We start from the raw sequence: 12,614 nt of genomic DNA, 5'->3' as shown, positions 1-12,614 counted from the left end.
AAAACTCCTTTCGATTTGATAAGCGGTTGGTAGCCACTTATTAGTATATCGAAAGGAGTTTTTTAACGCTAAAGCTACTTCGTCCACGCCTATAAGCGCGCGGTTTTTTTGTTTCACACGCTTTGCGTGTGAAACGGACTAAAGTCATTAATAAATAAACTCCCCGCTAAATGATTCTACTAATCATTTAGCGGGGCGTTTTGAAATTCAATCATTTTTATCTAAACAACTTCAAAATTAAGCGTGGATTGGTAATCCTAGGGCTAATTCAGAAGCATCCATCACGATTTCACCTAGAGATGGGTGAGGATGGATCGTCAAAGCGATATCTTCAGCATTCATACCTGATTCGATAGCTAATGCTAATTCAGAAACCATGTCTGAAGCGCCGATACCAGCAATTTGAGCTCCAATAATTACGTGACCATCAGTAGTTGCTACCAGACGGATAAATCCTTCTGTTTTACCTAAAGATAAGGCACGTCCATTACCAGCAAATGGGAATTTGAAAGCTTTCGCTTCGATTCCAGCTTCTTTTGCTTCAGCAATTGTCATTCCTACTGATGCCAATTCAGGATCAGTAAAGGCTACTGCTGGCATTGCTTTGTAGTCAACAGCTACTTTTTTATCAGAAATTGCTTCTGCAGCAATTTTAGCTTCGTAGCTTGCTTTATGTGCTAGAGCAGCACCAGGTACGATATCACCGATTGCATAAATGTTAGAAACATTGGTACGACCTTGGGCATCTACATTGATCAATCCGCGTTCACCGATTTCTACACCTGCTTGTTCTAAGCCCATGTCATCAGTGTTTGGACGACGACCAACTGTTACCATTACGTAATCCGCAGTTACTTCTGCTTCTTTACCGTCAACAGCATATTTAACAGTTACGCTATCACCATTGTCAACCGCTTCTTTAGCCATTGCACTAGTAATAACCGTCATGCCTTTTTTCTTGAAGTCTGCTTCAACCACTTTTACCATGTCTTTTTCGTAAGTAGGTAAAATTTGTGGTGAACCTTCAAGAATTGTTACTTCAGCTCCCAAGTTAGCATATGCGCCACCTAGTTCTGCACCGATAACTCCACCACCGATGATCACTAATTTTTTAGGAACTTCTTTCAATGCTAGACCACCAGTTGAATCGATCACACGATCTTTGAATTTAAAGCCTGGAATTTCGATTGGACGAGAACCAGTTGCTACGATAGCATTTTTAAATTCATAAGTTTGTGCTGAATCAGGATGAATCACGCGTAAAGTATGGTCATCTACGAAGAATGCTTCGCCTTCAATGATTTCTACTTTATTTTTTTTCAAAAGCATCGCAATACCAGAAGTTAATTGTTTAACAACAGTATTGTCTTTCCACTCTTGAGTTTTCGCAAAGTCAAGGACAACTTTTTCAGCAGACACACCAAACATTTCAGAATGTTGTGCTTCTTGATAATGATGTCCCGCAGCAATCAAGGCTTTAGAAGGGATACAACCAACGTTTAGACATACGCCGCCGACTTTATCTCTTTCAATGATTGCTACTTTTTGACCTAATTGAGCGGCACGGATGGCAGCTACATAGCCGCCAGGTCCCGAACCGATTACTACTGTGTCTAATTCTAAGGCAAAATCTCCAACTACCATTTGTTTATCATCCTTCCATTAATAGTAACTCTGGATCTGCTAACAAACGTTTGATGTTGTTCATCGCTTGTTGAGCAGTTGCGCCATCAACGATACGGTGGTCAAAGCTTAATGATAATTTCATCATACGACCTACTACGATTTCGCCTTCTGCATTGACAACTGGTTGTTGAGCAATCGTACCTACACCTAAAATAGCAACTTCAGGGTAGTTGATTACTGGTGTGAACCAAGCCCCACCAACTGAACCAATGTTACTGATTGTAACTGTTCCGTTACGCATATCTTCAGCAGCTAATTTACCTTCATGAGCTAAAGCAGCTTTACCGTTGATTTCATCAGCGATTGCGAATAGACCTTTACGATCGGCATCTTTTACGTTTGGTACATATAGACCGTTCGCAGTATCTGTTGCAATACCGATATTGTAGTAGTTTTTGTAAACTACTTCTTGAGAAGCATCATCAATAGATGCATTCAATACTGGATATTTCTTCATAGTTGCAGTCAAAGCTTTAACAACATATGGCAAGAAAGTCAATTTAGTATTTTGTGCTGCAGCAACATCTTTGAATTTCTTACGTTGATCCCAAAGTGTAGAAACTTCTACTTCATCATGTAAAGTTACGTGAGGAGCAGTGTGTTTGCTGTTGACCATCGCTTTAGAGATTGCTTTACGCATTGGTGTTAATTTTTCGCGAGTTTCCATTTCACCCAAGTTTGATTGGTATGGTTGAGCTGGAGCTGCTTTTTCTTCTTTAGCTGGTTTCGCTTCTGTTGCTGGAGCTGCTTCTGTTGTTTCAGTCGCTGCTGGAGCTTTAGAATCACCAGAGATAAAGCTTTGGATGTCTTCTTTTGTTACACGTCCACCTTTGCCAGATGGTGTAACTTGAGTAATATCTACATCGTTTTCACGAGCAAATTGACGTACAGAAGGCATAGCCAAAACATTTTTACTTGGTTTACCAGTTGGAGCTGATGCTTCAGCTGGTGCAGATGCAGCTGCCGGAGCGTCTGCTGCTGCCGTTGGTGCTGGTGCACTGGCAGGAGCGCTGTTGTGACCAGGTGCATCGATTTCTACCAATACATCACCAACGTTGGCTACAACACCTTCGTCTACAAGGATAGATTTAACTGTACCTGTAACTGGTGATGGGATTTCTTCTACTGATTTATCGTTTTGTACTTCTAACAAAGTATCGTCTTCGTTGATTGTATCGCCGGCTTTTACAAACCATTTAACGATTTCACCTTCTGCAATTCCTTCACCAATATCTGGTAATTTGAATTGGAAGACACCTTCTCCGCCAGCTTCCGGTACTGCTGCTGGCGCTGCAGATGTTTGTTGTTGCGCTGGTGCTGCAGGAGCTTCATCGTCCTCATGTCCTGGAGCATCGATTTCTACTAATACATCACCAACGTTGGCTACAACGCCTTCGTCTACAAGGATAGATTTAACTGTACCTGTAACTGGTGATGGGATTTCTTCTACTGATTTATCGTTTTGTACTTCTAACAAAGTATCGTCTTCGTTAATTGTATCGCCCGGTTTTACAAACCATTTGACGATTTCACCTTCTGCAATTCCTTCACCGATATCCGGTAATTTAAATTGAAATGCCATTTTGATATCTTCCTCTCTTATGATCTTAGAAGTTTGCGATTTCTTTTACTTTTGCTTCAATATCCCCTGCATTAGGCAACCAAGCATTTTCTGCTTGACCGAATGGGAATACTGTATCTGGAGCAGATACGCGTCCGATTGGAGCTTCTAAAGAAAGGATCGAACGTTCAGAAATTTCAGATACTACTTGAGCAGCAACACCTGCTTGTTTTTGAGCTTCTTGAACGACAACCACACGACCAGTTTTTTCAACAGAAGCAATGATTGTTTCGATATCAAGCGGAGCTACCGTACGCAAGTCGATGATCTCTACGCTGATATTTTCTTTTGCTAAATTATCAGCTGCTTTGATTGCTTCACGAACCATTGCACCGTAAGTAATAATCGATATATCTGAACCTTCACGAGTAACAGCTGCTTTATCCAAAGGAACAGTATAAGATTCTTCTGGCACTTCTTCACGGAATGAACGATAAAGTTTCATGTGCTCTAAGTAAACAACTGGGTCATTGCTTCTAATTGCAGAAATCAATAATCCTTTTGCATCATAAGGGTTTGATGGAATAACCACACGGATACCAGGAGATTGAGCAATCAATCCTTCCAAGTTATCTGAGTGCAATTCTGGTGTATGAACCCCACCACCAAATGGTGAGCGGATTGTGATTGGCAAGTTTCTAGTACCACCCATACGGTAACGAGTACGTGCCATTTGTGCTACAACTTCATCCATCGCTTCAAATACGAAACCGAAGAATTGTAGTTCTGGAACTGGACGGAAACCTTCCAATGCCAAACCAAATGCTAGACCAGCAATACCTGATTCTGCTAGAGGTGTATCGAATACACGATCTTCACCAAATTTTTCTTGTAAGCCTTCAGTCGCACGGAATACCCCACCGTTTTTACCGACGTCTTCACCAAACATCACTACGTTTTCATCGCTGGCTAACTCACAAGCTAGGGCATCAGTGATTGCTTGAATCATTGTTTTTTGTGCCATGATTATTTCGACTCCTTCGCTTCGTAAATTTCAATTTGTTCTTTAATACTTTGTGGTTGATCTTCAAACATGTTCTTCAAGAAATCAGAAACTTTTTGTTTTGGCACTTTGTCTGCTTCAGCAATGGCTTCTTTGATTTCTTCTTTCGCTGCTTCGATTACTTCTTCTTCTTTTGCTTCAGTCCATAGACCTTTTCCTTCTAAATACTTACGGAAACGAACCAATGGATCTTTTGCTACCCATTCGTCATCCATCTCTTTAGAACGGTAACGAGTTGGATCATCACCAGATAATGTATGTGGACCATAACGATAAGTCAATGCTTCGATCAATACAGGGCCGTTACCAGCTACTGACCAATCACGAGCCATTTTAGATACAGTGTACATTGCTAATGGATCCATACCATCAACTTGGATACCTGGGATACCTGCTGCTACTGCTTTTTGAGCTAAAGTTGTTGCTGCTGATTGTTTGTCACGAGGTGTTGAAATTGCAAATCCGTTATTTTGAATAAAGAACACAGCGTTTGCTTTATACGCACCTACAAAGTTGATTCCTTCATAGAAGTCACCTTGTGAAGAACCACCATCACCAGTATAAGTGAAAGCTACGTTTTTCTTACCGCGCATTTTCAATCCTAAAGCTACTCCAGCAGCTTGAACATATTGTGCCCCGATGATGATTTGTGGTGGTAAACCGTTCAAATCTTCTGGGTAGTTGTTCCCAGCAACGTGTCCACGAGACCATAGGAAGGCTTGAGTTAAAGGTAAACCATGTTGGATCAATTGTGGTACATCACGGTAACCTGGTAATAATACGTCTTCTTTTTCAAAAGCAAAATGACTTGCTAACTGACTTGCTTCTTGTCCAGCCGTTGGCGCGAAGAATCCTAAACGGCCTTGGCGGTTCAAAGCAGTTGAACGTTGATCTAGTACACGAGACCAAACCATGCGAGACATTAGTTCAACTAATTCCTCATCACTTAAATCAGGTACTAAAGCTTCGTTTACAATTTTTCCATCTTGGTCTAACGCCTGATAAGTTGGAAATTGAGCATCAACATTTTCTAGCAGTGCTTGAAAGTCAATTGTTTTTTTCTTTGCCATCTTGTCACACTTTCCTCTCTTTGTTTAGGTTCATTCTAATTATGCTGATTGTAACAGCGCTTAATTTCTGTATCACTGTTTCAACCATTTACATTATTAAGCTATCATTTTTAAAAGAGAAAGACAAGTAAAAAGTTCGGAAAAAATGGAATTCATCCAATCTAAATCCTTTATATGATAAGACTCTTTAGTGAAATAAATCACATTTATTGAATTCCACTAGCGGAAATAAATCGTTTTCTTTTTTTGTTCAACAGAATTAGTACAGGTTTACAATGTTTAGGAAACAGTTTGTTCAATTTCGATCAGAAATTCCTCATGTGAAATTATATTTTATTTCGATCGAACAGCGCCTGACTCTCGTTTACTTTATTACAGAAGGATCAAAAAAAGAAACAGTAAAACTCTGATTTGACAAAGTTTCACTGTTTCTTCTCTTTTATTTTGATAGTAGCTTTATGACCTGTTTTTTTAGATCCACTCTTTAGTCAAATGAATATAGATTCTCTTTGCGATTTCTACAGCGATCAAATACAACGCTGTGATTGCAATAAACCACATCCAATACGCAACTGGCAAGAAGACAAAATCAAAGAGTGTTCTAAGCGGAGAAGTAACGATGACGATTCCTCCTAGAATCGCTAATGCACTGGAGATCAAAACTGGACGAGAAGCGATACTTTGTGTGAAAGGTTTGTTTCTAGTTCGCACTAAATGCACGACCAAAGTTTGTGTAACCAGGCCAATAACGAACCAGCCTGTTTGGAACAGGGCTTGCTGATCCACGGTATTTGCCTGAAAAATATACCACATAACTAAAAAGGTTAAAATATCAAAAAGGCTACTCACTGGTCCAATACACAAAGTAAACTTCAACAATCCTTTGATTTGCCATTTCACTGGTTTGGCAATTTCCTCTTGATCCACATTGTCCCAAGGAATCGTTAATTGTGCCATGTCATAGATTAAATTCTGTACGAGCAATTGAATAGAAAGCATTGGTAAAAATGGTAGAAACGCACTAGCAATCAAAATCGAAAAGACATTGCCAAAGTTTGAGCTGATCGTGATTTTGATGTATTTCATCATATTACTAAAAACTTTACGACCTTCAGCTACCCCTTTGTCTAAAACATTGAGACTTTTTTCTAATAAAATGATGGAGCTTGCATCTTTAGTGATATCTGCCGCGGTATCCACCGAGATTCCAACATCAGCTGCTCTTAACGCCGGTGCATCATTGATTCCGTCCCCCATAAAACCAACCGTGTGCCCATCTCCTTGCAGTACTTGAATGATTCTGGATTTTTGCATAGGATTTAATTTCGCGAACAAATTCGTTGTTGTCGCAATCTCTGACAATTCTTGGTCAGACATTTCATCGATTGCTGTCCCTAGGATCGACCGATCGACTTCGATACCAACATCTCGGCAAACTTTCGCTGCTACGATTTCATTGTCACCAGTCAAAACTTTGACATTGATTCCATGACCATGCAAAGATTCGATCGCTGTCTGGGCAGATTTCTTAGCAGGATCCAAAAAGCCCATAAACCCAATCAACGTCATCTCTTTTTCGTCTGACGCTGCATAAACCGCTTCATTGTGAGCATCCTTTTTAATCGCTACCGTCAGCACACGCATTCCCTGCTCGTTCAATTCACGATTGATTTTTTCCATTCGCAGACGTAACTCATCGGTCAAAGGTTGGACCTCTCCGTTGATCTCAACGAAAGCACAGACCTCTGCCATTTCTTCTACAGCACCCTTAGTGATCATCAACTGATGGTCGTCTGCTTCAACCACGACAGTTAAACGTCGGCGTGAAAAGTCAAAGGGGATCTCATCCACTTTTTCGATTTTCTCAAAAGGGACGTTCTGATCGTTTTCTTCATAATAACCAATGACCGCTCTATCCATTAGATTCTTCCACCCTGTTTGATAAGAAGAATTCAAAAAAGCCAGATCCAGTACTTGCTGATTGCTTTCACCTAGCGGATTCAAATGTTCCACAAGAACTACACGATCTTCAGTGATCGTCCCGGTCTTATCTGTACAAAGAATATCCATACTGCCTAAATTTTGCATGGCAGGCAATTCTTTGACGATCACTTTCTCTTTTGACAAGGACATTGCACCTTTTGCCAGATTGCTAGTGACGATCATTGGAAGCATTTCAGGAGTCAATCCTACAGCCACAGCAATAGCGAAGAAAAACGCTGCACTCCAATCACCTTTCGTCAAGCCATTCAATAGAAAAACAATCGGAAAAAGAACCAATACCATTTGTAAAAGCAGTTTACTGATTTTTGTCAAACCTGTATCAAAGGCTGTTTTCCCTCTTTGCTTCGTAGCATTTTTAGCAATATCTCCAAAAAAAGTATTTTGTCCTGTTTTTAAAATAATCGCTGTGCCTTGACCACTTAAAACATCCGTCCCCATAAAAACTAGATTATTCATATCTATAGAAGAGATATTCTCTTTCCCTTCAATTCCAGCAGCTACAAATTTTTCGATCGGCATAGATTCTCCAGTCAAAGAGGATTGATTGACAAACAAGTCATTGGTCCAAATCAAAACCGCGTCTGCCGGGATCATATCCCCTGTCGCCAAGGTAACGATATCTCCAGGTACCACTTCATCCATTGGAATTTCTGCTTCGTTCCCATCACGTTTAACCGCACAGGTATTTTCGATCATCTCTTTTAATTCCAAGCTAGCTTTTTGCGAACGATACTCTTGAATAAAAGAGATGAGGGCACTGGCTAAAATCATGACACCCATTACAATGGCTGCTTCGAAATCTTTTGTAGCCATAGAAACTATCATTAACAACGCTAAAACCAAAACAAACGGATCTCTGAAAGCATGGAGAAAAATAAGCCAGCCTGGTGTTGGTTTTTCTGCATCGATTTGATTTGGACCAAATTCTTCCAAACGTTCTTTTGCATCCTCTGAAGAAAGTCCTTTTAGAGACGTTCTCAACTCCATCAATAATTCCCGTTCAGAGAGTACACTTAATTTTTTCAATTCTTGTTCTTTTAAATTTATTTTTTTCATAATGTTTTTCCTCCTAGTTGACCGCTAGGAGATCTTGGCTGCTCCTAGACGGTTTATATATGTGCTTATCTGGGGTTCGGGACTGGGATTTTCCATGCTATAAACCTTCCTTTCTGTCTGGTGCTGCTCAAGTATGTTTGAATTCTACAAAATGAGAGCTCGTTATGATTCAACAGTGCGTGCTTACGTTTCCAGCGAATCGCTGTGATTCGGGACGACGGACACTACGCTCCCTCCGATCGCCTAGTACTGTTCATCATCAGCTCTCACTCTCACTTCGTTCGGTGAATCATAGTGATTCGAGACGACGGACACTACGCTCCCTCCGATCGCCTAGTACTGTTCATCATCATCTCTCACTCTCACTTCGTTCGGTGAATCATAGTGATTCGGGACGACGGACACTACGCTCCCTCCGGTCGCCTAGTACTGTTCATCATCATCTCTCACTCTCACTTCGTTCGGTGAATCGCTGTGATTCACAGCAAAATGCGCGTACTCAACAATGAGTACGCGCATAAATAGATGGCATATGAGTCATCGTTGAGCTTTAGCACTATAGGGCGTAGACAAATTTTATTTGTCAGCTACATTATGAATGACCTTCGACGATCACTCTTGTTATACCAAACTAAGGGTCTCTCGATCCTTTCGCGGCAGTAGCCTGTGTCCATATAGGAGCCTCACCTAACAATTATTTAATTCACTTAACACTATAGTACAAATTATTTTTTAGGTCAACCGAAAACTATTTCGATTGTTTTATTTTTCGAAAAATTGAGCGATTGCTTCTAAAATTTGGAAGCTTGCGGTGCCATCGCCATATGGATTCTTCGCTTCAGCCATTTTTTGATGTTCCTGTTCGTCTGTCAGCAATTTTTTCGTTTCCTTGTATACCGTTTCTTCTGCTGTTCCAATCAGTTTCAGAGTTCCGGCAGTCACACCTTCCGGACGCTCGGTCGTATCACGCAAGACTAGCACCGGAACGCCAAGTGACGGCGCTTCCTCTTGAACGCCACCAGAATCTGTTAAAATCAAATAACTCTCCGCAAGAAAATTATGGAAATCAACTACATCTAGTGGTTCGATCAGTTGGATATTAGGAAGTCCCCCTAATATTTCCTGAGCCAATTCTCGAACTTTAGGATTTTTGTGCATAGGAAAGACGATCGAACTCTCGGTATATTCCTCTGCAATTCGTGCTAAAGCAGAGAACACCTGACGCATCGGTTCACCTAAATTTTCACGCCGGTGCATAGTCACTACGATCAGCTTTTGATCCAGAGAGTGATTTTTAGCAGGATCCCGTTCTTTTACAGTATATCGCATAGCATCGATCGCTGTATTTCCGGTAACAATGATTCGTTCTTCTGGATGATTTTCTTTCAGCAAGTTGGCCTTACTTTGTTCCGTCGGCGCAAAATACAAATCTGCCAAAGCATCAGTCATCTGACGATTCGCTTCTTCCGGAAATGGGGAATATTTGTTCCAAGTTCTTAATCCGGCTTCCACATGTCCTACTCTGACCTGTTGGTAAAAGGCCGCTGTTGCAGCAGCAAAAGTCGTCGTCGTATCCCCATGAACCAATACGATATCTGGTTTTTCCTCAATTAAAATAGGCTGTAGGTCCAACAAAACTTTTGTGGTAATATCTGTTAGTGTTTGACCACTAGACATAATATTCAAATCATAGTCTGGTACAATATCAAAAATCGTCAATACTTGATCAAGCATTTCGCGATGCTGCGCAGTAACGATTACTTTTGAATCGAAACGAGCATCCTCTTCCAATGCTTTGATCAAAGGCGCCATTTTAATGGCCTCCGGTCGTGTACCAAATATTGAAAATACTTTTATCGTCATCTCTTCCACCTCACTGCCATTGTAACAAACCCACTCTTGCTAAGCTATCAAAAAAAGCAAAATCACCAAGTGATTTTGCTTTCTCTTTATTTCCTAAGTCTTAAATCGTATCTCCATTAAAAATAGAGTTTTTAACGATGACATAATCGACTTTACGGATCGCTTCCAAGTCTTTCCCACCTGCATAAGAGATCGAAGACTGTAGATCTTGCTGCATTTCAGCTAGGGTATCTTTGAGAGAACCTTTATGTGTGACCCAGATTTTCTTTCCTTCAACGTTTTTCTTTTCACCTTTTTGGAATTCAGAGGCAGAACCAAAGTATTCTTTATAAAAGACACCGTCTTCTACTTTAGTTTCACCAGGAGATTCCTCATGTCCAGCAAAAAGCGAGCCGATCATGACCATAGTTGCTCCAAAACGAACCGATTTGGCGATATCGCCATGTGTACGGATACCTCCATCAGCAATGATTGGTTTTCTCGCTGCTTTTCCGCATAATCTTAATGCAGCCAGCTGCCAGCCACCAGTACCAAAGCCAGTTTTGATTTTTGTGATGCAGACTTTACCAGGTCCAATCCCAACTTTTGTCGCATCAGCTCCCGCATTTTCCAGTTCACGAACCGCTTCAGGCGTTCCTACATTTCCAGCGATAACAAAGGTTTCAGGTAAATGTTTTTTGATGTGTTGGATCATACGAATGACAGAATTAGAATGTCCGTGCGCGATATCGATCGTGATGTAGTCCGGCACAAGGTCTTGTTCTGCCAATTTCTCTACAAATGGATACTCGTGCTCTTTGACACCAACACTAATAGAAGAAACCAGATTTCTTTCTTTCATGCGTTGGATAAACGGTACTCTCGCTTCTTCATCAAAACGATGCATAATATAAAAATAACCATTCTCTGCTAAAAATTCTGCAATATTTTCATCAATGATCGTTTGCATGTTCGCCGGTACTACGGGCATTTTAAACTGATGCTTGCCTAAAGTGACTGTTGTGTCACACTCCGAACGACTCTCCACAATACACTTATTAGGAATCAATTGAATATCTTCGTAATCAAAAACTACATCAAACATGGAAAAACTCCCTCTCAAACTTGTTTTATTCTGAAAACATTAAATACTTATATACGTGTTTTATTTTTAATGCCTTCAATAATTTAGCTGAATACCTAACGGAATGCAACTAAATTCTCTGCTTTTCTTAAAAGAAAGAAAAGATCGTTCGTGTTTAACGAACGATCCCCGTCATTTATTAAGGTAGAATATTACCAGCTGCCATGTAGATGCGATACCAATCTTTGCGTGTCATTTGGACTTCTGCTGCTTGAGCGATCTCTTCGATCCGCTGCAGATTCATCGTACCAGCAATCACCTGCATATTGGCTGGGTGTCGCAAGATCCAGGCAGAAGCGATGCCGGTCGGTGTTGTCTGATATTTTTCAGCTAATTCTTCTAGTACTTGATTCAATTCAGGGAATTTTTCACTACCGATGAAAACACCCTCGAAGAAACCGTACTGATAAGGTGACCATGCTTGGATCGTCATATCGTGCAGACGAGAATATTCCAAGATCTCACCGTCATGATCCACAGAGCCAGCATCTGTCATATTGACATGGATTCCCTGATCGATCATTCCGGTATGCATGATACCAAATTGTAATTGATTGGCCACTAAAGGCTGTTTAACATATTTCTTCAACAGATCGATTTGACCAGGCTTTTGATTGCTGACACCAAAATATTTGACTTTCCCTTGCGTTTCCAGCAGTTCAAATGCTTCGGCAACTTCCTCAGGCTCCACCAAAGTATCTGGACGATGCAACAACAAAGCATCTAAATAATCTGTGTTCAAACGCTTCAAAATACCTTCTGTTGAAGCGATAATATGTTCTTTCGAAAAATCAAACATTTCTCCAGGAACGATCCCGCATTTTGATTGTAAGAACAGATCTTCTCTTTTGATGGAAGTTTTTGCTAATGAATCAGCAAAAATTTCTTCGCATGCTCCCCGGCTATAGATATCTGCATGATCAAAAAAATCGATCCCGTTTTCGACAGCCGTTTCTATCACTTTGACAGGTTTTTCAGCTTTGTCTATCCGCATACAGCCAAGAATCACACTGGACACTTCTAGACCTGTTGTCCCAAATTGGACTTTTTTCATTCCAACATTCCTCCTTGTATATTATATTTAAGGTTTTAATCTTTCGATTTTAGAGGAGAACCTTAAGAACCTTTTGTTATTCTTATTTGGTATTTACTCAATTATTTGAGAAAATATACTTAATGGATTGAGAG

8 protein-coding genes and 1 riboswitch are annotated in these 12,614 nt (G+C 40.5%); all 8 genes read right to left on the bottom strand.

What is annotated here, in order from left to right; translation table 11 throughout:
* Positions 1–237 precede the first annotated feature (237 nt).
* The gene (gene lpdA, locus ACWODM_RS15600) at positions 238–1,644 is read right to left on the bottom strand and encodes a dihydrolipoyl dehydrogenase (protein WP_455322251.1); all 1,407 of its coding nucleotides are present in this window, start codon (positions 1,642–1,644) and stop codon (positions 238–240) included.
* A 7-nt stretch (positions 1,645–1,651) separates the two neighbouring features.
* The gene (locus ACWODM_RS15595) at positions 1,652–3,268 is read right to left on the bottom strand and encodes a dihydrolipoyllysine-residue acetyltransferase (RefSeq protein WP_455322250.1); all 1,617 of its coding nucleotides are present in this window, start codon (positions 3,266–3,268) and stop codon (positions 1,652–1,654) included.
* 25 nt (positions 3,269–3,293) lie between these two features.
* Complete coding sequence (locus tag ACWODM_RS15590; RefSeq protein WP_455322249.1) at positions 3,294–4,271, bottom strand: alpha-ketoacid dehydrogenase subunit beta; 978 nt, start codon at positions 4,269–4,271, stop codon at positions 3,294–3,296.
* 2 nt (positions 4,272–4,273) lie between these two features.
* Positions 4,274–5,380: a pyruvate dehydrogenase (acetyl-transferring) E1 component subunit alpha gene (gene pdhA, locus ACWODM_RS15585; RefSeq protein ID WP_455322248.1), complete on the bottom strand. Its 1,107-nt coding sequence runs from the start codon at positions 5,378–5,380 to the stop codon at positions 4,274–4,276.
* Positions 5,381–5,851: 471 nt separating this feature from the next.
* On the bottom strand, positions 5,852–8,440 hold the full coding sequence (gene mgtA / locus ACWODM_RS15580) for a magnesium-translocating P-type ATPase (RefSeq protein ID WP_455322247.1): 2,589 nt from the start codon (positions 8,438–8,440) through the stop codon (positions 5,852–5,854).
* Between the two features lie 528 nt (positions 8,441–8,968).
* Positions 8,969–9,142, bottom strand: a riboswitch (M-box (ykoK) riboswitch).
* 60 nt (positions 9,143–9,202) lie between these two features.
* Complete coding sequence (gene wecB, locus ACWODM_RS15575) at positions 9,203–10,303, bottom strand: non-hydrolyzing UDP-N-acetylglucosamine 2-epimerase (RefSeq protein WP_455322246.1); 1,101 nt, start codon at positions 10,301–10,303, stop codon at positions 9,203–9,205.
* A gap of 100 nt (positions 10,304–10,403) precedes the next feature.
* Entirely contained in the window at positions 10,404–11,387 is a 984-nt protein-coding gene (gene guaC / locus ACWODM_RS15570; RefSeq protein ID WP_455322245.1) for a GMP reductase, read from the bottom strand.
* Positions 11,388–11,565: 178 nt separating this feature from the next.
* Positions 11,566–12,480 (bottom strand): aldo/keto reductase, encoded by a 915-nt coding sequence (locus ACWODM_RS15565; RefSeq protein WP_455322244.1) that lies wholly within the window; start codon positions 12,478–12,480, stop codon positions 11,566–11,568.
* Between the last annotated feature and the right edge of the window lie 134 nt (positions 12,481–12,614).

The organism is Enterococcus olivae (assembly GCF_053760925.1).
Note: the sequence above shows the minus strand (reverse complement) of the source record. Positions and strands in the feature narration are given on the sequence as shown.

Bases quoted from the DNA above. Each gene is read 5' to 3' on its own strand.
- ACWODM_RS15595 (WP_455322250.1), bottom strand. From the start codon at position 3,268: ATGGCATTTCAATTTAAATTACCGGATATCGGTGAAGGAATTGCAGAA.
- ACWODM_RS15565 (WP_455322244.1), bottom strand. From the start codon at position 12,480: ATGAAAAAAGTCCAATTTGGGACAACAGGTCTAGAAGTGTCCAGTGTG.
- wecB (WP_455322246.1), bottom strand. From the start codon at position 10,303: ATGACGATAAAAGTATTTTCAATATTTGGTACACGACCGGAGGCCATT.
- pdhA (WP_455322248.1), bottom strand. From the start codon at position 5,380: ATGGCAAAGAAAAAAACAATTGACTTTCAAGCACTGCTAGAAAATGTT.
- mgtA (WP_455322247.1), bottom strand. From the start codon at position 8,440: ATGAAAAAAATAAATTTAAAAGAACAAGAATTGAAAAAATTAAGTGTA.
- ACWODM_RS15590 (WP_455322249.1), bottom strand. From the start codon at position 4,271: ATGGCACAAAAAACAATGATTCAAGCAATCACTGATGCCCTAGCTTGT.
- lpdA (WP_455322251.1), bottom strand. From the start codon at position 1,644: ATGGTAGTTGGAGATTTTGCCTTAGAATTAGACACAGTAGTAATCGGT.
- guaC (WP_455322245.1), bottom strand. From the start codon at position 11,387: ATGTTTGATGTAGTTTTTGATTACGAAGATATTCAATTGATTCCTAAT.